At 45.1% G+C, this 22,570-nt stretch carries 25 protein-coding genes; 9 read left to right on the top strand and 16 right to left on the bottom strand.

Annotated elements, in window-relative coordinates:
* Positions 1-58: 58 nt before the first annotated feature.
* Positions 59-1,393 (top strand): ammonium transporter, encoded by a 1,335-nt coding sequence (locus GO755_RS21885; protein ID WP_157587422.1) that lies wholly within the window; start codon positions 59-61, stop codon positions 1,391-1,393.
* A 236-nt stretch (positions 1,394-1,629) separates the two neighbouring features.
* Here the strand turns inward: GO755_RS21885 and GO755_RS21890 are convergent, their stop codons facing one another.
* The 3 genes from GO755_RS21890 to mtaB all read right to left on the bottom strand — a co-directional run bounded on the left by GO755_RS21890 (position 1,630) and on the right by mtaB (position 3,819).
* Complete coding sequence (locus tag GO755_RS21890; RefSeq protein ID WP_157587423.1) at positions 1,630-2,037, bottom strand: DUF6855 family protein; 408 nt, start codon at positions 2,035-2,037, stop codon at positions 1,630-1,632.
* Between the two features lie 19 nt (positions 2,038-2,056).
* Positions 2,057-2,419 (bottom strand): DUF1304 domain-containing protein, encoded by a 363-nt coding sequence (locus GO755_RS21895; protein WP_157587424.1) that lies wholly within the window; start codon positions 2,417-2,419, stop codon positions 2,057-2,059.
* A gap of 71 nt (positions 2,420-2,490) precedes the next feature.
* On the bottom strand, positions 2,491-3,819 hold the full coding sequence (gene mtaB, locus GO755_RS21900; RefSeq protein WP_317165935.1) for a tRNA (N(6)-L-threonylcarbamoyladenosine(37)-C(2))-methylthiotransferase MtaB: 1,329 nt from the start codon (positions 3,817-3,819) through the stop codon (positions 2,491-2,493).
* A gap of 84 nt (positions 3,820-3,903) precedes the next feature.
* Between mtaB and GO755_RS21905 the strand changes: the two genes are divergently transcribed.
* From GO755_RS21905 to GO755_RS21915, 3 genes are all read left to right on the top strand, one after another.
* Complete coding sequence (locus GO755_RS21905) at positions 3,904-4,611, top strand: 16S rRNA (uracil(1498)-N(3))-methyltransferase (RefSeq protein ID WP_157587425.1); 708 nt, start codon at positions 3,904-3,906, stop codon at positions 4,609-4,611.
* Positions 4,608-5,267 carry a DUF4159 domain-containing protein gene (locus GO755_RS21910; protein WP_157587426.1) on the top strand — a complete coding sequence of 220 codons (660 nt, stop codon included), beginning with the start codon at positions 4,608-4,610 and terminating at the stop codon, positions 5,265-5,267. Before GO755_RS21905 ends, GO755_RS21910 begins: the two co-directional genes overlap by 4 nt.
* Before the next feature lie 106 nt (positions 5,268-5,373).
* A complete protein-coding gene (locus tag GO755_RS21915) occupies positions 5,374-6,186 on the top strand; it encodes an acyl-CoA desaturase (protein ID WP_317165936.1) in 813 nt (270 codons plus the stop codon).
* Positions 6,187-6,281: 95 nt separating this feature from the next.
* On the opposite strand, the gene GO755_RS21920 is transcribed toward GO755_RS21915, so the two are convergent.
* From GO755_RS21920 to GO755_RS21930, 3 genes are all read right to left on the bottom strand, one after another.
* Positions 6,282-6,809 (bottom strand): 5' nucleotidase, NT5C type, encoded by a 528-nt coding sequence (locus GO755_RS21920; RefSeq protein ID WP_157587427.1) that lies wholly within the window; start codon positions 6,807-6,809, stop codon positions 6,282-6,284.
* Positions 6,810-6,913: 104 nt separating this feature from the next.
* A complete protein-coding gene (locus tag GO755_RS21925) occupies positions 6,914-8,323 on the bottom strand; it encodes a dihydrolipoamide acetyltransferase family protein (protein WP_157587428.1) in 1,410 nt (469 codons plus the stop codon).
* Positions 8,324-8,392: 69 nt separating this feature from the next.
* On the bottom strand, positions 8,393-9,646 hold the full coding sequence (locus GO755_RS21930) for a competence/damage-inducible protein A (RefSeq protein ID WP_157587429.1): 1,254 nt from the start codon (positions 9,644-9,646) through the stop codon (positions 8,393-8,395).
* A 147-nt stretch (positions 9,647-9,793) separates the two neighbouring features.
* Here GO755_RS21930 and GO755_RS21935 point away from each other — a divergent pair, with 147 nt between their 5' ends.
* Positions 9,794-10,555 (top strand): DUF4197 domain-containing protein, encoded by a 762-nt coding sequence (locus GO755_RS21935; RefSeq protein WP_157587430.1) that lies wholly within the window; start codon positions 9,794-9,796, stop codon positions 10,553-10,555.
* Positions 10,556-10,587: 32 nt separating this feature from the next.
* Here GO755_RS21935 and GO755_RS21940 read toward each other — a convergent pair whose 3' ends face one another.
* From GO755_RS21940 to GO755_RS21965, 6 genes are all read right to left on the bottom strand, one after another.
* Positions 10,588-10,989 carry a group III truncated hemoglobin gene (locus tag GO755_RS21940; protein ID WP_157587431.1) on the bottom strand — a complete coding sequence of 134 codons (402 nt, stop codon included), beginning with the start codon at positions 10,987-10,989 and terminating at the stop codon, positions 10,588-10,590.
* A 30-nt stretch (positions 10,990-11,019) separates the two neighbouring features.
* Complete coding sequence (locus tag GO755_RS21945) at positions 11,020-11,367, bottom strand: ArsC family reductase (RefSeq protein ID WP_157587432.1); 348 nt, start codon at positions 11,365-11,367, stop codon at positions 11,020-11,022.
* 83 nt (positions 11,368-11,450) lie between these two features.
* Entirely contained in the window at positions 11,451-12,401 is a 951-nt protein-coding gene (locus tag GO755_RS21950) for a hypothetical protein (RefSeq protein ID WP_157587433.1), read from the bottom strand.
* A 25-nt stretch (positions 12,402-12,426) separates the two neighbouring features.
* Positions 12,427-13,335 carry a DUF6175 family protein gene (locus tag GO755_RS21955; protein WP_157587434.1) on the bottom strand — a complete coding sequence of 303 codons (909 nt, stop codon included), beginning with the start codon at positions 13,333-13,335 and terminating at the stop codon, positions 12,427-12,429.
* A gap of 14 nt (positions 13,336-13,349) precedes the next feature.
* Positions 13,350-13,829, bottom strand: a complete 480-nt coding sequence (locus GO755_RS21960) for a hypothetical protein (protein ID WP_157587435.1) — start codon at positions 13,827-13,829, stop codon at positions 13,350-13,352.
* Between the two features lie 11 nt (positions 13,830-13,840).
* A complete protein-coding gene (locus tag GO755_RS21965) occupies positions 13,841-14,758 on the bottom strand; it encodes a CsgG/HfaB family protein (RefSeq protein ID WP_157587436.1) in 918 nt (305 codons plus the stop codon).
* A gap of 274 nt (positions 14,759-15,032) precedes the next feature.
* Here GO755_RS21965 and GO755_RS21970 point away from each other — a divergent pair, with 274 nt between their 5' ends.
* The 4 genes from GO755_RS21970 (at position 15,033) to GO755_RS21985 (ending at position 19,143) form a co-directional block, all read left to right on the top strand.
* Positions 15,033-16,736: a sensor histidine kinase gene (locus GO755_RS21970; RefSeq protein ID WP_198174894.1), complete on the top strand. Its 1,704-nt coding sequence runs from the start codon at positions 15,033-15,035 to the stop codon at positions 16,734-16,736.
* A 2-nt stretch (positions 16,737-16,738) separates the two neighbouring features.
* Positions 16,739-17,464: a response regulator gene (locus tag GO755_RS21975; RefSeq protein ID WP_157587438.1), complete on the top strand. Its 726-nt coding sequence runs from the start codon at positions 16,739-16,741 to the stop codon at positions 17,462-17,464.
* A 77-nt stretch (positions 17,465-17,541) separates the two neighbouring features.
* Positions 17,542-17,892, top strand: coding sequence for a gliding motility protein GldC (gldC, locus tag GO755_RS21980; RefSeq protein ID WP_111349042.1), 351 nt, complete (start codon positions 17,542-17,544; stop codon positions 17,890-17,892).
* 66 nt (positions 17,893-17,958) lie between these two features.
* Positions 17,959-19,143, top strand: coding sequence for a thioredoxin family protein (locus GO755_RS21985; RefSeq protein ID WP_157587439.1), 1,185 nt, complete (start codon positions 17,959-17,961; stop codon positions 19,141-19,143).
* A gap of 175 nt (positions 19,144-19,318) precedes the next feature.
* On the opposite strand, the gene GO755_RS21990 is transcribed toward GO755_RS21985, so the two are convergent.
* The 4 genes from GO755_RS21990 to ispG all read right to left on the bottom strand — a co-directional run bounded on the left by GO755_RS21990 (position 19,319) and on the right by ispG (position 22,555).
* Positions 19,319-19,870 carry a tetratricopeptide repeat protein gene (locus GO755_RS21990; protein ID WP_157587440.1) on the bottom strand — a complete coding sequence of 184 codons (552 nt, stop codon included), beginning with the start codon at positions 19,868-19,870 and terminating at the stop codon, positions 19,319-19,321.
* Positions 19,871-19,937: 67 nt separating this feature from the next.
* Positions 19,938-20,288: an MmcQ/YjbR family DNA-binding protein gene (locus GO755_RS21995; RefSeq protein WP_157587441.1), complete on the bottom strand. Its 351-nt coding sequence runs from the start codon at positions 20,286-20,288 to the stop codon at positions 19,938-19,940.
* Complete coding sequence (locus tag GO755_RS22000; protein WP_227687054.1) at positions 20,285-20,473, bottom strand: DUF6728 family protein; 189 nt, start codon at positions 20,471-20,473, stop codon at positions 20,285-20,287. The genes GO755_RS21995 and GO755_RS22000 overlap by 4 nt, the downstream gene beginning before the upstream one ends.
* 66 nt (positions 20,474-20,539) lie before the next feature.
* Positions 20,540-22,555 carry a (E)-4-hydroxy-3-methylbut-2-enyl-diphosphate synthase gene (gene ispG, locus GO755_RS22005; RefSeq protein WP_157587443.1) on the bottom strand — a complete coding sequence of 672 codons (2,016 nt, stop codon included), beginning with the start codon at positions 22,553-22,555 and terminating at the stop codon, positions 20,540-20,542.
* Between the last annotated feature and the right edge of the window lie 15 nt (positions 22,556-22,570).

Raw genomic sequence — 22,570 nt, forward strand, 5'->3', positions numbered from 1 at the left:
TTTTCTTAACCTAATTTAATTTTTAACTATTTCAGTACAACAAAAAACCTCGATTACCATGCAAAAGCCCAATTACATTCCTCTTATTCTGTTGGGAGTTGTCGCCGTGCTCGGCGTAATCCCCGGTTTCAATGGCGTTCCAACACAAATTGTGACGGAAGGCATCAACTCTGGCGATACTGCCTGGATGCTTGTAGCTACTGCCCTGGTTTTATTAATGACGCCTGGTCTGGCGTATTTCTATGGCGGAATGGTTAACAACAAAAACGTGATCTCAACGATGCTTCAAAGCTTCGTTGCAATGGGCGTTATTAGTGTTTTATGGGTAGTAGTCGGCTTTAGCCTGGCATTTGGATCGTCGATTGGCGGTTTCATCGGTAACCCAATGGACCACTTCATGTTCAAAGGTGTGCTGGACGGCAAACCCTGGTCATTAGCGGCTTCAATCCCACTGGTTGTATTTGCTTTCTTCCAACTGAAGTTTGCTGTTATTACACCGGCTCTAGTAACGGGTTCAATGGCAGAACGTATCAACTTCCGGTCGTACGTTCTGTTTATGATTCTGTTCAGCCTGTTCGTATATGCACCATTAGCACACATGACCTGGCACCCAGATGGTATCCTGTTCAAACTAGGTGTGCTTGACTTTGCTGGTGGAACAGTTGTTCACATGTCGGCTGGTTGGGCTGCTCTGGCAGGTGCTTTGTACCTGAAGCGTCGGAAATCGCACCTCGAAGCTAGTTACTTCCCACCAGCTAACATTCCATTTGTATTGTTAGGTACAGGTCTACTGTGGTTCGGCTGGTTCGGATTCAACGCTGGTTCGGCAGTTGGCGCAACTCCACTTGCTGCTTCGGCTTTCGCTACAACAAACACGGCTGCTGCCGCTGCTGGTCTGGCTTGGGTACTATTCGATGCTGCTAAAGGCAAGAAAGTATCTGCTCTGGGTTTCTGTATCGGTGCTGTGGTTGGCTTAGTAGCTATTACGCCAGCGGCTGGTTTTGTAACGATTCCAACAGCCATTTTCATTGGTACGGTTGGTGCTATGATTTCGAACTACGTTGCTCACCTACGCTCTAAATCTACGCTTGACGATACGCTTGACGTATTCCCTTGCCACGGTGTTGGTGGTATGGTGGGTATGGTTATGACAGGTATTTTTGCAAGCAAAGGTGTTAACTCAGCGGTAGTTGACGAAGGTCTGGCATTTGGTCAAACGACTCTGTTTGTTAACCACATGATCGCTCTGGTTGCCGTTTCTGTTTTCGCCTTCGTTTTGTCGTATGCCTTGTTGAAAGTAACGGATTTGATTCTACCACTGCGCGTAACAGAAGAAGACGAGAAGTCTGGTCTGGATGTCAGCCAGCATGACGAATTCCTCATCGAAGCGTAAATTATATGTATCATGTATGATATAGGGTATATGGCTTCGTTCACACATCCTATATCATACATCTTATAGCCTATATATAGAAGTTATAATAGTAGATCATACATAGTACGTTATACAGCGACAGAGCCACAGGCACCTGTCTGGCCTAATGTCTGGCAGCTTTATCTGTGGTTTTGTTGTACTCATGGAGCCGTTCCCGCCTGGGAGCGGTTTCCTATTTTATAATAGGCTTTACTTTATATCGCCCGCATGCGATTGTTTTTGGGATTATGCTCCACTTCGGCCAGACCGAGTGCTTCCATCAAAGGCGGAACATACATCCCAAAACGTCCACGAAGGCCTTTTTTTAATCCATACCATCCACCAACTGGGTTTTCTGTCGATCTACCCCAGGCTTCAACAGTTCCGTCTTTGGCTGGCTTTTGTTCGTCAGCAGCACCAAGTTCCATCCAGTCACCATGCTCTTTGAGCATAGTGTGAAGATCGGTAAGGCAACGGTAATCGTACTGTAAAACAGTTTTTCCGACGGTACACATTAATATATCGTTGCCATCTTTCTCTGCTTTGTACATCGTGTAATCGGCAGTGCCAGGAGGAGTTTTTAATTGCCAGGGATTCTCTTTTGTTCCGTCGCCTTGTGTCATGGTTTGCTTGGTTTAGGATTTAAGCCAGTAAGGTAACCGCTAAGGCTAAAATGGCGGGCAGCGCCTGAACAAAGAAGATGGATTTTTGAGCCGTCAATGCGCCATATATACCGGCAACAATCACACAACCCAGGAAAAATATAGCAACGTTTATACGCCAGGCGCTATCGTTAATCAGTAGTGACCATATTAGACCGGCTGCTAGAAAGCCATTGTATAACCCCTGATTGGCAGCCAGAGCCTTAGTTGGTTCAAATAGCTCCGGGGCAAGTGATCGGAATGTTTTGCGCCCTCGGGTAGTCCAGGCAAACATCTCCAGCCATAAAATATAAATATGCTCGATTGCCACAACACCAATTAGAATCTCAGCGATTAATTTCATGTAAGTAAGCGGTAAGAATAAGAAAGATAAAAAAAGGCCGGTAATCATTACCGGCCCAAGTTGCAAAAGAGTTAGTGTTTCTCCAACACCACTTCGAGCTCCTCAACTTCCATGAGCCCTTCCGCATTTATACGAGTCAATCGAACAGGTAGCGTCTCATTGATCAGTAGTGGATCGTATTGGGCTACCACCCGAACATAGTTTTCGGTAAAACCCTGCATCTGTCCGTTGGCGATATCTTCTTCAAATAGCACAGTGGCATCCCGCCCAATCTGAGAATTGTAAAAGGCCCGACGTTTTTTGTCGGACAGAATATGTAACATCTTCGACCGCTCGGCACGAACATGTCCTGGCACACTAGGCTTAATGCCTATTGCCGGTGTATTTTGGCGCTCAGAGTACGTAAATACGTGCAGATAAGATACCGGTAGTTCGTTCAAAAACAGATAGGTTTCTTTGAATTCGGTATCGGTTTCGCCGGGATGCCCGACAATTACATCCACACCAATACAGGCATGGGGCATTAAGGATTTGATTTTCTGTACCCGGTCGACATAAAGTTCGCGTTTATATCGACGACGCATCAGACCCAACACCCGGTTGCTCCCTGATTGTAGAGGCACATGAAAATGAGGTACAAATCGCTTCGACTGAGAAACAAACTCGATAATCTCATTAGTAAGCAAATTGGGTTCAATACTTGAAATCCGGAACCGCTCGATACCTTCAACTTCATCTAATGCTCGTACCAGATCGAAAAATGTTTCCTGACGCTGGCCGTCAATCAACCCAAAATCGCCAATATTTACACCCGTTAAGACGATTTCTTTAACACCACGTTCTGCGATTTCGCGGGCAGCACGTACTACGTTAGCGACTGTATCGGAGCGACTTTTACCACGTGCGAGCGGAATCGTACAATAGGCGCAAGGATAATCACAACCATCCTGAACTTTCAAAAACGTGCGTGTCCGGTCGTTGAGCGAGTAAGAAGCATGATATTCGATCGCTTCTTCAATGGGCGAATTGAATACCTGCGCTGGTTGGCCGGTTGGCACTTTCTCAAATGTTGACATGAGTTCGTGCAACCGGAATTTCTCGGAAGCGCCCAAAACGGCATCGACTCCGGGAATTTCCGAAATCTCTTTGGGCTTCAACTGGGCATAACATCCCAGAATAGCCACGTAGCCATCGGGGTTAATTTTCTGTGCTTCGCGAACAATTTTCCGGCATTTTTTGTCGGCATTGTCGGTTACAGAGCAGGTGTTTATGATGAAGATGTCTGGTTGTTGGTTGAACTCCACGCGTTCATAACCGTGCTGCTCCATTAAGCGAGCCAGGGTTGAGGTTTCGGAGAAGTTCAGTTTACAACCGAGTGTATAGAAGGCAACTTTTTTCACAGCTAACTTATAATATCCTGCAAAATTACAAAAAAATAACGGGTAGGGTTCCGATAGTTCTATTCGCCTACTTTTGTGTTACCTATGCATTTGTTCTATCAACCCGGTCTGGGTTACTCCAATCCTGTTGAATTTTTAAGCGAAGATGATTCGCGCCACGCCATCAAAACCCTGCGTTTGGGTATTGGTGAGATTATTGCAGTTACCGATGGACACGGAAACCAATATACAGCCGTTATTACAAAAGCTGATGCCCGACGTTGTTTGTTTCGGATAACGAATACGCAAACAGCTCTCCCACGCCCATTCTCAATCCGGATTTGTGTGGCACCAACAAAAAATTTGGACCGTATCGAATGGTTTGTGGAGAAAGCAGTAGAGGTGGGTATAGAGCGAATAAGTTTCTTTTTCGGTCAGCATTCAGAACGCCGGGTTTTGAAACTGGAACGTATAGAAAAGATTGCTGTATCTGCCATGAAGCAGTCATTACAATCGTTTTTGCCTATATTAGATGAAGCTGTTCCATTTGGCGAACTGCTGAAAAATATATCAGAAAAGCAACGGTTTATTGCTCATTTGCCTGATGATGAACCTGCTGTTCATTTGGCTAAGTTGGCAACTATAGCTGGGCAATACGCGGTGTTAATTGGCCCCGAGGGCGATTTTTCAGAAAAGGAAATTCAGCAGGCAGTTGCGGCTGGTTTTAGGATGGTAACGCTTGGTCCCAATCGGCTGCGTACCGAAACAGCCGCTTTAACGGCCTGCCAACTATTGAACTTTATAAACGCATGAAAAAGCTTCTTATCTTATTCTTTATTTTCCATTCGTCAATTTTCATTGCCAAAGGTCAGTACGCCTATAAAATTGCCAAGTTGAAATACAATGGCGGGGGTGATTGGTATGCCAATAAAACCTCATTACCTAATCTCATCAAGTTTGCTAATGCCAATCTTCGGATGAATATCTTTCCGGAAGAAGACATTGTTGAGCCTGGTAGTCCAGATATATTCGGTTATCCCTTTGTTCACATGACGGGCCACGGTAACATTACGTTTAGTGATGCCGACGTGCAGAATATGCGTCGTTACCTGATGTCTGGTGGCTTTCTACACATCGACGATAACTATGGCTTGGATAAGTTTATACGTCGGGAGATGAAGAAGGTTTTTCCCGAACTTAATTTTATCGAGCTTCCATTCAATCATCCGGTTTACCAACAGAAGTTCAAATTTGCGAGTGGTTTACCAAAAGTACACGAACACGATGGCAAGGCTCCGCAGGGCTTTGGGCTGATTTATCAGGGGAGGTTGATCTGTTTTTATAGCTATGAATGCGATTTAGGCAATGGCTGGGAAGATCAGAGTGTTTATAACGACCCTGAACCTGTTCGTCAGCAGGCTTTGCGTATGGGTGCCAATCTGTTACAGTATGCGACGACTACAAATTAATTAAAGTATTATTTGGGGAAGGAAAGCCAAATCGGTCGAAAATTCGTTAGTTTTGTAGTAATATTCTTAGTGACTCGTCTTGTTCACCTTTTAATTAATTAAGATTGTGATTGTACTGGCCGCATTTCTTGGACACTGGTATTTGTCCCTGTTCTGCCAAACATTTTTTCTGCACCGTTATTCGGCCCACAAAATGTTCTCGATGAGCAAATTCTGGGAGCGTTTTTTCTATGCATTGACCTATGTATCGCAAGGTTCGTCCTACCTGAGCCCACGTGCCTACGCTGTGCTACATCGGATGCACCACGCCTTTAGTGATACTGAAAAAGACCCTCACTCTCCGCATCACACCAAGAATGTATTCACGATGATGTGGAAGACAAAAGATATTTATAACGCCGTATTACACCGCAAGCAGGCCATCGAAAAACAATTCGACCGGAATTATCCCGAGTGGAATTTTATTGAAAAGCTGGGTGATTCGTGGGTATCGCGGGCTGGTTGGGGTGTTTTGTACACCATATTCTATGTCTTTGCATTTATCTACCTGGATATGCACTGGGCATTTTTCTTTCTGCTTCCTGTTCACTTTGTGATGGGGCCTGTACACGGTGCTATTATCAACTGGAGCGGCCATAAGTATGGTTACGCAAATTTCGACAATCAGGACAAATCGAAAAATTCATTGATTCTGGATGTCGTTATGATGGGTGAGTTATTTCAAAATAACCACCATAAACGCCCTAATTCGGCAAATTTCGGAGCTAAATGGTTCGAGTTTGATCCAACTTTCCCATTAATTGGTATTCTGCACAAACTTCATATTGTTCGATTAAGACCATCAGCTGAAGCGAAAAAAGCGCAATTTGAAGTTGGACACGACCGCCGGGTTGAAGTTGAAAAGGAAATTGAGGCATAATCAACGTCTAGTTCTAGCCATAAAAAAAGCTCCGATAATCGGAGCTTTTTCTTTTTCTGTCATTCCGACGCGAGGAGGAATGACAGAAAAAGAAACTACAGCAAAACCTTTGCTACATCCTGCCAGGACTTTACGCGCTGAAACTGCTTGTCATCCCGGTTATGTAGGGCATCAAAAAGGAGACCTTCGCCTTGGAACGTACGAAGATTTCGGGGCATATCGTCAATCAGGTAGGCTGTGTTCAGGACACTCTTATCGCCCATAAAAATGTAGTTGTGCCACGAAATAGCCGGAAAATGTTCCTGTAGCCAATCCCATTTTTCGCGTAATGAGTTTGGGAATTCCTGGGCTGCTGATGCTACGAAAATATCGTATTTCTGCATAAGGTCGGCAATCACGTCCTGCGCTCCTTCCATTACAGGAATATCGCTAAAGAAACCTGGTTCATAGACTCGCTTCGAGATGGCATCATACTCATTCTCATCGAACAGTTCGTGAAATGATTTTTCTTTTAATTCCTCAAGCGTGTAGCGAGGCATTTCGCCTTCCAGATAAAGCCGGATAAATTTGGCGTGTGTGTCGGCCATGACATCGTCCATGTCAATAGCAATGCGTTGTTTCATATGTTTCTGAACCGGGATTTAGCTGATTTATGGATTTATTGGATTTTGTTTTTGCATTTCAATAAAATGGATACGTCATTAGCAAAATCAGTTTTATCCATAAATCAGCTAAATCCCGGTTTAAATTGTTCTAAGTAATCGGCGACGCGCCGAACGAATTGTCCGCCTAATGATCCATCAACTACACGGTGGTCATAGGAGTGAGAGAGGAACATTAATTGTCGAATACCGATAAAATCTCCTTGTGGCGTTTCAATAACGGCTGGTTTTTTCACAATGGCTCCAAAGGCCATAATGGCTACCTGGGGTTGCACAATAATAGGCGTACCCATCAGATTGCCAAACATACCGATATTGGAGAACGTATAAGTCCCACCTGCCAAATCGTCGGCTGTGAGTTTATTTTCTCGTGCTCGCTTAGTCAAATCGTTTACTTTTTTTGCCAATCCCGTCAGGTTGTATTGATCGGCATTGTGGATGACTGGTACGATCAGATTGCCGCTTGGCAAGGCTACTGCCATACCGATGTTAATTGCTTTTTTTACTAAAATCTGGTCACCATCAACCGAGATATTAATCATCGGGAAGTCCTTAATAGCTTTCACGATAGCTTCAACCAGAATAGGCGTATAGGTCAGATTTTCGCCAGTTTGTTGCTTGAATCGGTCTTTAATCTGCGTACGCCATTCGACAACAGGTGTCAAATCTGCTTCAACAAATGAGCTAACGTGGGGTGAAATCTGCTTTGATTCCACCATTCGTTGCGCAATCATTTTCCGCATTCGATCCATCTGAATAATATCAGCCTGGCCGTTTACAGAGCGAGGAGCCTGGAGCACGGGGCTCGGTGCTGGGGGTAGTATAGACTGAGAGCCCGTGCTCTTTATCCCCTGCTCCGTACTCCCTGCTCCCTGCAATCGTCCTTCGGCCCTGTCAATGACGTAAGCCAGAATGTCTTTTTTAGTGACGCGATTGTCTGCCCCAGAGCCGGGGATTCGGTCGAGTTCGTTCCGTGAAATGTTTTCCTCTTTCGCGATATTCAATACTAAAGGTGAATAAAAGCGATCAGGAAAAGCAGTCGCACTTCCTACCGGAACGGAACTAGGTCGGCTACTCATTGCCGAAATACTGGCTTCTAGTTCGCGGGCAGATTCGGTGACCTCAATGGGTGCTGGTTCGGCTGGAACATTAGCAATATCACCAATACCTTTGGGTGTCTGATCGGCATTATCTGGATCAGTTTCGCTGGGTTTTGATTCACTCGTAACTGCCTCCTCTGCTTCAATACGGGCAATTGGTGCGCCAACGGCTACTACATCCCCATCTTTCACCAGAAGCTCTTTCAGAATACCATTGCAGGGAGCTGGTACTTCAGTATCCACTTTATCAGTCGCCACTTCCAGTACCGATTCATCAACTTCAATGCGGTCGCCGGGCTTTTTTAGCCAGGTAATGACCGTACATTCCATTATACTTTCGCCCATTTTGGGCATGATCATATCGATGAGAGCCATTTCTGATGTATGAAGTATAATGTATGATATATGATGTACACGGTGATATTATACATCATATATCATACATCATATATTTAAAAGTTCTTCCCGCAGCATATTCAGCAAATACGTTGTGGTGAGTTGAATATTCTGGTCGCGGTACTGACCAAGTTTTAGAAGCCGGGTAACGGTGCGCTGATCGGTGGCGCAGGCAATCCAGATGGTACCGACGGGTTTATCGGGCGTGCCGCCGTCTGGACCAGCAATGCCGCTTGTGGCAATACCAACGTTCGTGCCTAATGCCTTTCGAGCACCCTCTGCCATTTGGCGAATCGTTTCTTCGCTTACGGCGCCGTACTGATCCAGCGTTTCAGGTTGAACGCCTAATTGGGTCACTTTGACTGCATTACTATAACTGACGATACTTCCCCAAAAGTAAGCTGATGCGCCTGGCACCTTTGTGATCTGAGCAGAAACATAACCACCTGTGCAGCTTTCAGCCACGCCCAGCGTGAGATTTCGCTCTTTCAGTAGTGTGCCGACAACATCTTCCAGCTCGTCGTTATCAAAACCAAATACACTTTTTTCAATCAGCGGCATTACTTTCTGTACTTGCTCGGCTAGCTCCCAATCAAGTAAATCATTGTCATCGCCAGTGGCGGTTAGGCGCAGTTTTACACCGCCGAAACTAGGCAAGTAAGCCAGTTTAATATGATCAGGGAGAGCATCTTCCCAGGCTTCGATACGTTCGGCCAGAAATGACTCCCCAATGCCCACCGTCCGAATCATCTTGTGTTTGATGATTGGGGTTTGAAAATGTTCAGTCAATTTGGGTAGGAACCGGTTGGACATGAGGTGCTTCATCTCAAACGGCACACCCGGTAATGAGATGTATACCCGACCTTCGTGCTCGAACCACATGCCTGGGGCTGTTCCCCAATCGTTCTGAATGTAAACGGCGTTGGCAGGCAGATCGGCCTGAGCGCGGTTGAGGTCAGTCATAGCACGACCTCGCTTCTCGAAAAAGCTTGTCACCAGTGCCAACGCCGTTTCGTTACGAACCATTCCGACACCAAAATACGTGCAGAGCGTTTTTTTGGTAATATCGTCTTTGGTAGGGCCAAGGCCGCCAGTAATGATAATCACATCAGCACGTTGATGCGCTTCATTCAGAATTTGCAAAATAGCATCGGCTTGATCACCTACCGACGACTTGCGGACAGGGCGTATGCCAATGTTGGTGAGTTCGGTACCAATCCACTGCGTATTTGTGTCGGTAATTTGCCCGAAAAGAATTTCGTCGCCGATGGTAATGATTTCGGCACGGATCATGTTGGTCATTCGCGTTACGTGGATCGTAAAACCCAGTCTTAAGTAGCTAGAACGAGTAACGACTTATGTTAAACCTTCGTTTCGGCTAGCGGTCAAAAGTACGAAAAAACGATTTAGCGCGATTGACCGTTATAAAATGGTAACCTGATAAATTCAATGATGAAAAAAACTGTTCTTGCAGCCGCATTGCTGGCCCTAACCTTAACCCAAGCTGGCTATGCTCAGGATTCAACCCGTCAGAAGTCAACGGGTGGTGGTATTTTTGGTAAAATTATCAACGCCGTTAGCCAGCCTTCGGGCGCGTCTGGTAGTCTGACAAACACCGATATAGCATCTGGTTTGAAAGAAGCCCTACGCGTTGGTGTAACGAATGGCTCTGCTCAGGCGTCGGCACTGGATGGTTATTTTAAGAACCCGTTATTGAAGATCGCATTTCCACCCGAAGCGCAGAATGTAGCCACTAAACTGCGGCAGATAGGGCTTGGTAAGCAGGTTGATCAATTTGAGTTATCGATGAACCGGGCTGCCGAAGATGCGGCTAAGAAAGCCGCGCCTGTGTTTGTTAAGGCCATTACATCAATGAGTATTCAGGATGCAGTAGGAATTTTGCAGGGACAAAAAGATGCCGCTACACAATACCTCCGCCGGACATCGGGCCAGCAGTTGGTCACCGAATTTACCCCTATCATTGATAGCACCCTGAAGAAAAATAACGCAACCAAATACTACAGCGATTTAGTAAATACTTACAACAAAATCCCATTTGTACAAAAGGCTAACCCAAACCTGACGGAGTACGCGACAGGCAAAGCCGTAGATGGATTATTTATTTTAGTGGCACAGGAGGAAGAAAAAATTCGTGAAAACCCAGCCGCTCGGGTTACAGATTTGTTGAAGAAAGTGTTCTCGAAGCAGTAATATGTAGGGCGGGTGGAAGCCCGCCCTACTTGTTAGTCCTCCATATAGGAGTCGTTGTTAATATACTCCAGCTTGTTATTCCACACAAGCGCGATTTGAGTAGCGCGTTGCCGGACTTGTTCGGCGGTCTCACCAGTGAAATTTTCGGTAAGTGTTGCCGAAAATAGCTGTAGCCAACGCTCAAAGTGATCGATTGTGAGCGTATGCTTTTGATTGACGATCAGGTGTGGACGAAACGGATGTCCATCGTAAGCATTGTTGCCTAGAATGATCGATTCCCAGAACGCATACATTTTGGGTAAGTGTTTCGACCAATCCACTTGAGCGACATCGGTAAAAATAGGACCAATGAGGGAATCTGCCTGGACCTTCTCGTAAAACGAATCCACCAGAAATTTGATATCTTCCGGTGAATCCAGTGTTCTCCTTACCATTTCAGTAGTATTTACAGGAAGAACCCCAAGTCAGTTAGAAAACGTTTCAGTGTAAGCATCGGCTTTAAAACCCAATGCGACAATCTGGCCGTTTGCCTCAATCAGTGGGCGACGAATAACAGAGGGTTTTTCAATCATCAACGTAATCGCTTCCTCAGAATTGGTTGGCTTTTGAGTCTCGGGTAACTGCTTCCAGGTCATACCGGCCCGATTTACCAATTCCTCCCACGATTTTTGCGTGAGCCAGTGCTCAATCGTTTTTCGATCAATCCCCTGCTTTTTATAATCATGAAACTGATACTCAACGCCGTGTTCGGCTAGCCAGGCGCGGGCTTTTTTTACGGTATCGCAGTTGGAGATGGCGTATAGAGTGTACATATAGTAGGTCGCTTTTGAGGGCGAAAGTACCGCTTTTACGCTGATTCTTGTTTGGTCGAAAATGCCTGCCATGTATTTATCACTTATCTGATCAGGACATCATAGCTACTGTGTCGGGGATTTGATGCCAGATAGAGTACTGCCAATTCAGAGATGGCCTTATAGCGATATTTCTCTAGCTCAAAAGCATTTTTATAAATACTATTGAGCAATTCCCACTCACGCTTTGTATTCTCGTCGACTTCTTTACTATTCTGATTAAAGAGCTGTGTGGCTTCGTTGAAACAGGGAGAAGTAGGATCAACGGTTTTTAATTGATCGAAACCTTCGCGATAGGCATTGGTTCCAAATCTGGCTTTTGCGGCCATGATAACTTCCTTACAATGACGTGCCTGATACGTTAGGAAAATAGCAATAGCTTTACTTTTTGCCTGATCAAAACAGGGTACTTCGGCTGGAATACTGGTAATTAAGCTGAGCGCCTGCTCTTGTTTACCAGTCGAAGCCAGTTGATCAGCTTGGGCAAGAATCGACGAACATCGTTGCGTGTAGTACGAAATTGCCTTAGAGCGAGCTTTTTTGATAAATGCGTCGAAAGTCGGGTCGTCGGTTTTGATCGTACTAATAATGTTATTGATTGCCAGTGCGTGCGATCGCCCACTACCTTGTACTTTCTTCGTCATATTGGCAAAGACAACCCGGCCGCTCGTTTGCATGATAAACAGGCTCATTTCACCATCAATCACAGTCAGTTTTTGTAGACCTGGCTGAATCTCCCGCTCATTATATATCTTGACAACTGGGTACAGTATAATGGCATCCTCGATACTACTTGAAGCAATATCATTGGTGGTTAGTAGAGCGAGCAGTTTGCTGCTGAGCATCGAAAGGTTTTCTGAGCTAAACCCTTGCTGTTCATCGGGAGTGACTACCGATATAGCCAGCTTCCCAAACGTATCCGTTCCCTCAGTTTGGGCAAAAGTTGTGGTTAACGGCCCCGATAGCACCGTCAACAATAAAACAATACGTATCATTGGAGTTAGGCGTAAAGTTGACCGGTTATTTAAACGAGACGTAAATGGTATTGCCTTTAATCAGTCGTTCGACTTTCAACTTTTTACTGCCAACTGCCAGGCTATTGCAGAATTTCAAGATTTCTAGACCGTAGCGGGTAGACGTCAATGACTTGCCTTGTGCGTCCATGCGCGGAACCCGCACTACGTCGAATAACACTTTCGCATCTGTAACGCCCTGGATATGGTAACTTTTGGAATTGTTACCAACCCACTCTTCCAGTACATCAGATAAGGGTAGGTTGTCTTTTCCCGCTTCGCTACTCATGTTCACGCCTGAGTCAGAATTGAGGTTGAATTCCAGCGCCATATACTTGCCATTTTCGACAATGTCGTTGAATTTTTCCTGCATTACATTTAGAAAGTCAGCAACAACAGTCTCGACAGCGTCGGAGGCTAGTTTACTTACATCCTCAGAATACATCCGACGACTAAACCCAATTTTGTTGGCTAGTGAGGCCGAAGCCGAGCTTTCGTAGGCTGTCAGGATTACTTTGAGCCGATTGCCTGACGAGCCTTTCTCAAAATCATACTCAACTTCTACGCATATATCTGTGTTCGACGATTGAATAATAGCCGTTTTGACATCAGTCTGTTTATCACTGGTTAGGGCATCATTGGTTTGAAGGTTTCGCACTTTCGATAAAAAATCAACCGTCGAGTAACCTCGACTATCGAAGGCTTCTTTCACTTTCGTAATGACTACCCGATTGTTTACATCTGATTCCACAAGTTTACGAATGTCTTCACCCTCTTTAAAGAAAGGGAACACCATAATAGTGGGCCGGGTAACCAATTGTCGGGTTTCGGCCGGGGTTTCTTTACTGGTCGTTACCTGCTGGGCAAATACGCCTAGCGGTAACAAACCAGTCATTAGCAGAAAGAATTGTTTCATTGGTGTGGATAGAATTAATAGCCAAATTTTCGGATCACCTGGTTCTGTTCCATGAACCGGCGGAATGCGTCGTAGTTGATGCCAATAGCAAAAGGAAGGGTGCGTTCGGAATTGCTGGCCCGTAGTTTCTTGTCGTCCAGCATCGTTAATTCTGTTACGAATCGACGATAGTCTTTATTCTCAAAGAAATTTCGAAGAAAGGGCATTCCTTGAACGGTAGCCTTGTTTTCTACCATTGGCAATCGGAAATCGGTATTCTTGATTTCGGCGCTGGTAGCATCGGGTAAGCCTACGTAAAGTAATTGCTCGAATGCCTTCACCTGGGCATTATGCTCTATTTCAATTTGTTTACTACCAAAGCCCGTTACACGCATTTTCAGTGTGCCGCGTGTATCCTGTCCAAGGTATGCAATCTGGTTGCTAACGGGTGTACGGGCACAGCCTGCCAGCATGGCGGCAGCAAGAAGGATGCAGCCAATTATTACATTTTTCATGATTGTGGTAATTATTTACTCTTGTTTGTGCTGACATAGACGCCGTTTCCTGCGTATTTTTTCAGGATGGCAGTGCCTCCGTCACTTACTTTACAGACACTTACCGCACCTTCGATGGACTCAATGCGAATTTTGCCTAATTCGGTTTTTCGGCGCAGCTTTCGGCCACCAGCTTCGAGCATTGTTTGCTCATAAACATAGAGTGTTTGCCCTTTTCTGAGGCTCATACCTTCACCCACAGCAACCAGGACCTTCTCTGCTTCATCCCCTTTCTGTTGTTCGATACTGATGATTTTGGAGTTAAGGGGAAAGTATTCAACGATAAAGTCTTTAACACGCTTGCCAATATCAAGTGTATTAATTGACAGATTGTTGACCATTGTCTTTCCTGCTGAATTGACTGCCACATCTGTATTATTGTAATACCCCTTTTTCGACGCACTCGTAATTGAGAATACATCTAGACCCGTACTAAGAAGTTTTTTGGTACCAGAGTTATCACTCGAAATGTTCTTGGAAGCCACTATCTCACTGGTTTCTACATCCACTAATTTTAGTGTAATTGCTACCGCACTGTTAGAGCCACCTGCGCCCACATCGCCAAGTACTAAATAGTTGGCTCCCAACTGCATACCTTGTTTAGCAAGATTGGTGCTGTTCATATAGATTTCCTGTTTTTGTTGTTCCAGTTCAGCAAAAACAGCCGCATGGTTTTTGCGCTCTATAACAGTAAATCGGCGGGTATTTACAAATGCTTCAGTAACCTGCCCATAAATAGTTTCGACATCTTCAGCTTTCACAATTTTAGAAGAGGTAAAAGGAAGTACAGCCACTGCAAGCCGATCTTCGGGATTGTCTTGAGCTAGAATTACACTAACTGGGTAGAAAGCCAGCACAAGTAGCCAAACGAGATTTGTAAAAAGTTTCATAGTAAAGTCAATATGTATGTGTGATTAGAAAAAGTAGGTTACGGAAACTAAGAAGTCATTTTAAAGCTGCATAATTTCTGAAAAGGGTGATATAGGAACTTTACCAAACCGGGTCTTTTCTTTATGAAACCCCTGTTTATCATGACGATATTTTTTTGCTTGTAACAGGTCTGATTTCCCATTACTTTAGGCAACTAAATCCCTCTTTTTCATCATGCTTAGTCCACATGTCCAGTGCTTTAGAAGTATTGTACTTGCACTTGTTGTCGCACATATGGTAGCAGGTTGGACCTTTGCGCAGAAGCCCATAATTCTTCCCCTGCAGCAGCATAAATTGCTCTATGCTGATACTGTACACCGCAAAGCGGTAGCTAGTAAAGATTCTCTTATGTTAGCAGAAGCCTATTATTTGTATGGTAAGACCTATGAGGCTGCTGGCGACCTCCTAACATCGCAACGCTGGTTTCTCAAATCGTTGGCAATTCTCGAACCTCGTGGTGATTCCTTTAATCTGAGCCGTCTCTATTTCCGACTTAGTAGGAATGAAAGCCGACAGAGACATTATTTGGAAACGCGTCATTATGCTCAGTTATCATTAGCGGTTGCTAGAAGGATTCGATCTACTCAGGCACTTGGTCGAGCCTACTCGGCTATGGCCGATTTTTATGTAATCGATTGGTCGAACGGTGGTAAAAAGTTAGGCTGGCCCAAGTCTAAACTTGATAGTGCTCACTATTATCAGAAAGCAGATGAGGCTTTAATCGAAAATGACCATAAGGACTTTCTGGTTCAGTTGAATCGTTTGTCACTCATTGCTAACAGGCTTTGGTACGAAAAGAGTGATCCTAACGGTATTTCTTATTTGCAAAAAGCCCTGGATCTGGCGGAAAAAGAAAAGGAGCCAACCTGGCAGTTTCGGATCATGCGCGAGATGGCAGGAATGTATTTAAGTATGAATAAACCTAAGCCAGCATGGCAGTGGCTTCGTAGAACCGACCAATTCCTTGCTCAAAGCCCGTTTGCGAACTCGCAGACTGATCAGGATTGGCTTGAAAAGGGCTATAGAGACTATTACCTACAAATAGGTGACTGGCAGCGGGCTTATGAACATACAGAGAAGATACACGAGCTGGAACGTAATAACTATATCACAGATCGGGATGGGGCTGTAACTCGCCTTGGGCTTGAATATGAGACTGAAAAGAAAGAAGCTCAGCTGAAAGCCCAGCAAAAAGAACTGGCATTACGAGCTGAAAACCTATTAGCACAGAAACGCTCTATGTTAGCTATGTCTGCTCTGTTGCTAGTTACTGCTGCTATGAGCGTAGTTTTCTTTCGGCTCTACCGAAAAAATCAGCGGATTAGTCGCCAGAATGCTGAATTGGTTAAAGAGCAAAATCACCGGGTTAAAAATAACTTACAGGTAGTATCTAGTCTGCTCAGTTTACAATCTAACCGCCTGGATGATGAAACCGCCAGAACAGCTGTAGGAGAGAGCCAGATGCGAGTCGAAACCATGGCTATTTTACACCGACGACTTTATGATAGCGATGCGTTAGCCCAGGTGAACTTGCAGGAATACATACCTGAACTGGTTGATATTGTCCTGCAAACGTATGGCAACATACATATTCAGCCACTATATGATATTGAACTTATTGAGTTATCTGCCGACAGGGCTCTAGCACTCGGTTTGTTACTCAATGAATTAACCACAAATGCCTGTAAATATGCTTTTCCCTCGCATTCAGATCCTGTTTTTCGAATATCCTGTCAACACAAAAACAACCAAATTAAGCTGTGTGTAGCAGATAACGGCGCTGGCTTTGCCCCACCGTTACTGACGGACTTATCATCTAAATCACAGCTGTCATTTGGAATGCGACTAATTCAGATGCAGGTTGAGCAATTGCGGGGCTCATATCAGTTCACCAATAGTGGTGGTACACTATTCACACTAAAATTCAATCGATTATAGCTATGAATTCATTGAATATCCTGATTGTTGAAGATGAGACCATAACGGCTGCCGATATTCAGGAAACACTGGAAAAAGCGGGTCACAGTATCATAACCATTGCCCGAAATACGCAGGAAGCTGTTGCCGCTGTAAAAAAATATTTGCCAGATCTGGCCATGATTGACATCTCACTGGAGAGATCCTCCGCCGATGGAATCGATACGGCCCGTGAATTACTCAGTCATCACCGGATGCCAATCATCTACTTGACGGCCCATTCCGAAGCGCAAACGTTTCAGCGCGCACGAGAAACGATGCCCGCTGCTTATTTGCTCAAACCGTTTCGTCAGCACGAACTCGCTTTTCAGGTAGAGTTAGCGTATATGAATCAGCATACCAAAAATCTACAGACCTCAGAAACACTATTATTGCCGATCAATAAAGGGTACGAGAAAATACATAAAGATAAAGTAATCTACCTGCTGGCTGAAGGCGCTTATGTAAAGGTTTATATGGCTGGCGAAGAAAAACCATATCTGCTCGCTATGAACTTGGGCTATCTGGCGCAATACTTTTCTACTGCCAATTTTCACCGATTATCGCGGTCGCTACTAATTAATCTGGATCATGTATCTCGTCTGGAACGTAGCCAATTATTTATGCATAACTATACAATTCCTATTAACATTCCAGAAGGAAATCGTGGCGATTTGATGAAGAAGCTAGCCGTTGTACGAACTCGATAAACCTGACGGAATCTCATTAAGCTGATTTGCGTTGCTTAATCATGCGGGTTTCCAACCGTACTACGTATTTTTGTCTTATGAAAAAATCAGACATTCACTTTTCTGTTGAGCTGGACAACCAGAATATCCCCGAAAAAATATACTGGGAAGCTACCGACAATCCGAACGAAGGCCTTAGTGACACTCGTGCCATTGCCATTGCCTTATGGGATCACTACCATAACAGTACTCTCAAAATTGACCTCTGGACAAAGGAGATGGAGGTTATTGACATGAAACGATTCCTGATTGAAATGATGAGCGGTATTGCCGATACGGCCATCAATGCTACAGGTGATAAACGCATGGCGACTGATATCGAAAATACCTGCCGAGTGCTCAGTAAACGGCTTGAAGAGGAAATTAAAGAGCAACAAAAGCAGCAATAATAAACACCAAGCCAGCACATTGGCCGTTAATTTGCTGATGCCTGTTTATCAATGATTTTACGATTCATGAAAAAGATTCTGCTGCTGCTTTTTGTGGCAACGAGTACCCTGGCGCAAACGGGTATTCAATTTAAGCCGGCGCCGGTTGAGAAAACCTTCCAAGAGGCACGGCGGTCAGGTAAACCCGTATTTATCGAAATTTTCTCGCCTACCTGCCATGTTTGCGAAAGTTTTAAGCCTACACTAGCCGATGCACGGGTTGGCAAATTTTATAACGACAAGTTCATCAACACACAGCTAGATGTTAATCAGCCAGCTACGCAGGCTTTTTTAAATAGCCGCCGGTTGTTTGTGCCTTCGCTGCCGTTGTTTTTGTATTTCGATCCGCAGCAGAATCTGGTTCACTTTGCCATGAGTAATAACTCAACGGATGAGGTAATTCGTCATGGAACTACTGCTCTTGATCCAAAAACGCGTAGTCAGACGATGAAATCGCGTTACCAACAAGGCGAGCGATCGGCCAATTTTCTGATCGACTTTGCCATGTATAGTCGTGTGACAAGGGATACGGTTTCGAACATAGCAGCTATGAATGACTATGCCAGGCAGCAATCGGCCGCGACGTATGCAAATCAGACTAACTGGTTGGCTCTACAAAAACTTGTACTTGATTCGGAGAATCCTATGTTTCAGTATATGCTGGCGCACATGGATACCTATCGAAAGGCTTATGGTGCTAAAGAAGCACAGATGGTTGCTGAAAATATCCTGATGTCTTCTCTTTATAGTGGGAGGGGAGCACAGTTCCCGATTTCGAGAATTCTACAGATTCGGGAGGATTTGGTTAAAGTTGGATTTGATCCTAAAATAGTGGCCAATCGAACGTTGCTACCCGAAGTGAATGCGTATTTCCGCGCTCATCAGACTGCTAAGGCTGTTGAACGCATGGAAAATCAAGTCAATTCCAATCAATTAACGGTTCTGGAATACCAATACATTTCGCGGCTTTTTAATCGAAGCAGTCCCGATGCTAGTGATGTACCAACAGTGATAAAGTGGCTTAACAAAGGACTAGCCCTGAAACCCAGCCCCCAGGAGCAGGCTGATTTATATTATGAATTGGCCGAAGCCTACCGGCGTGGTGGTAAAATTACTGATGCCCAGAAGGCAGCACAAAAATCAATGGAATTGGCCCAGGCAAGTCATATTGACACACGTAAGAATGCCGAGCAAATTGGGAAATTAAAGTAGGATTAGCAGACAGAATCAATCAAAAAAGGGGCGTTTCTTTCCAAGAAACGCCCCTTTTTTGATTGATAAAATAACGTTACTGACATATCGACCATCCACAATATGCTGTAAGTCAGCAAGGTTTTATAGGTAAATGAATCTTGGTGAAGATAAATAGGAGATACCTGCACCAAAATTACTTTTGAAAGATCGGTCTTGTAAAAGGAGGCTGAAGAAGAAGGTGAAACGAATTTTCGTCACCAAGTGAGACGGCCCGACGGAGATCATTTTCAGCTTGGGGGAGTTGCCGAAGTTGAATCCGGGCTAAAGCTCGCCAGCGATAAGCATCGGGCTGTTCATCCCGGAAATGCCAGACGGCTTTATCAAACTCCCGGAATGCCTGTTGAAATTCATTGGTATAATAAAGGGCAATGCCGCGATCTAAATAACATTCGGCTAAGGTATTGTCCCGACTAATGGCTTCGGTTAAGTCGTAAATCGCAGAATAATAATTCTCCTGGATAAGCTGGCATTTACCCCGATACGCATAAGCAACGGCCGATTTTGGGAATTGCCGAACGGCATCGTCGAAATAAGGATAAGCTTCGGCAATGTTTCGTTTTTGAACCAGATCAATGCCTTTTCTAAATCGTTTCCGGTCTTTATCGGCAATGGTATCATGATCGACTATGAAATACCGGATAGTCAGATAAATTCCAAAAAGCAGACCTAATCCTACAACTTCCATATCCCCGTATGGTTTTCCTAACCTTTGCGAATTTAAGCGTTCCAGGGCGTTTGAACAACTGAAAAACTTAGTTTAACCCCATTTGTATTGCCTTTGGTAAACTTTTTCGGACCAGTTCATACGAATGGTCAATCCATTCCTGAAGCTCTGTTGTGCGAACACTTCCATCAATCGTAATCGTATTCCAATGCGTCTTGTTCATGTGATAACCGGGTGTTACAGCAGAATGCTCTTCCCGCAGTTGAACAGCCCGTTCCGGGTCGCACTTTAAATTAATGGTCGTTGGTCGACTCTCGGTAGACAGTAGAGCAAACATCTTTCCCCCCACTTTAAATACCAGTGCATCGCCACCGAAGGGAAACGATTCGGTAACGCCTGATTTAGCAATGCAATAGTCTCGTATGGTTTCTGTATTCATCGGCCGCAGTGACGAACGCTATAGACAATAATCGCAAACAAAAACATAATGATCGAAATCCGATTGATGCCATGCATCATGCGGAGGTTTACACTGGTTGGCTGATTTGGATCAGGTTTGCGGAATACGCGTAGGAAATAGGCGAAAACAGGCCCAATCTTCAGGTAATCAATGAATTTGTTCACGAGAGTATGTTTCAGGACTTTTTGTCATTCCGACGAAAGGAAGGATAACAAAAAATATGTCTTATGTTATTCATTCACTAAACTTGGCTCAATCCAGCGGTCATCTTCACGAATCAGTTCGATCAATTCATCAACGGCACGATTGGCAGGAACCGATTTTTTGATCACCTGCTGACCTCGGTACAGGGCTATTTTGTCTCGCCCGATACCTACGTATCCGTAGTCAGCATCGGCCATTTCGCCAGGACCATTTACGATACAACCCATGATACCGATTTTAACACCTTTCAGGTGATCGGTGCGTTGGCGGATATGGGCCGTCGTTTCCTGCAAATCGAACAGGGTCCGACCACACGACGGACACGAGATATATTCCGTTTTGGTAATCCGTGTTCGTGCCGCCTGTAAAATGCCAAACGAAAGACTGTTGAGGGACTTCAAAGTACTAGCTTCGGGTTGCCCAGATGCGGACAGCATAATTCCATCGCCTAAACCATCGATCAGCAAGCCACCTACATCGGTAGCTGCATAAAGTGGAACATCTTCAGTTGGAATGTTTGCATACGTGCGTTGCACCACAACAGGTGTTGTGAGTCTTTGATTGATAAGCTCAACGAACAATCTGCGCAACTCCGGCATGGCATGCGCATTCTCGGTGCTGATAAGCAGCACAACGGTATGATCATGTCGAAGCGCATTGAGCAGTTCATCAGAAAGCTCTGTCAATGTTAATTGAACAAGGTTCAGGCGTTCGTGCAACAACCCTTTCTCCAGATGGGTCTGTAAATACGTATCGGCAGTCAATAAAGGGAATGAATTGACTTTGTCTGAAACGGTTTGCCAGACGGCATAATCCAGAATTTGTTTCAGGCCATTGGGAAGCATGAACTGTGCAGGATGCGAGCCCGTATAAATATAATCGGCACCCAGATCATTCATCCGCCACTTATCGGGTTCAGGCAGGTAAAAATGCCCAATTGGATGAAGTGCGTTATGCGCAGAGACGGGTGTATGGCTAAAATCGGCAATAACCCGCGGTACATTCTGACCACCGAAATTGACAACCTCATGAGTAACCCGGCGAGTATATTGGAATGGATTGATTGGGTATGACTTAATCGCAGTAATAGCCTTGCTCTCGGCTGCTCGATTGGTATAACGATCAATAAGAGCCTGCGCAACGGGTGCTTCGCGTTCTGGCTCTTCCGTCAGCGACACCCGAACAGTATCACCAATGCCATCTTCGAGCAGCGTACCAATACCCAGCGCCGATTTAATACGCCCATCTTCGGCCTCGCCCGCTTCGGTTACGCCGAGGTGTAATGGATAGGGTTTCAACCCTTCTTCATCCATACGTTGCACCAGCAGCCGGTAAGCCTGCACCATCACCTGTGGATTACTCGACTTCATGGAGAGAGTGATATTATAATAATTCTCATCCTCGCAAATCCGCAAAAACTCCAGTGCCGACTCCACCATGCCAACGGGCGTATCGCCATAGCGACTCAGAATTCGGTCCGAGAGGGAACCGTGATTGGTGCCGATCCGCATGGCCGTACCGTATTCTTTACAGATACGAACCAGTGGCAAAAATTTTGCCCGAATTCGCTCCAATTCAGATGCGTAGGCGGCATCGGTATAGTCAATAAATTCAAAGCGTTTGCGGTCGGCGTAGTTGCCAGGGTTGATGCGGACTTTTTCCACGATCCGAGCCGCCAGCTCAGCTGCGTTGGGCGTAAAGTGAATATCGGCTACTAAGGGTGTCGTGTAGCCTCGTGCCCGTAATTCCTTGCGGATATTCTCCAGATTCTGGGCCTCTTTCACGCTCGGCGCTGTAATGCGAACATACTCACAACCAGCCTCAATCATCCGAATAGATTGCTCCACTGAGCCCAGCGTATCCATCGTGTCAATCGTCGTCATCGACTGCACCCGGATTGGATAATCAGACCCCATCGGCACATCACCAATGTTGATCGTAATGGTTTTCCTGCGGATATACTCAGTGAGCGAAGACGTGTAGAGAACGGGTGAATCAACCAATGTGGCTGATGAAGAAGGAGTAAGCAGCGAATCGAGCATACAGAGAGCGGCAGA

It is taken from the genome of Spirosoma arboris (assembly GCF_009754945.1).
GTDB classification, from domain to species: Bacteria; Bacteroidota; Bacteroidia; order Cytophagales; family Spirosomataceae; genus Spirosoma; species Spirosoma arboris.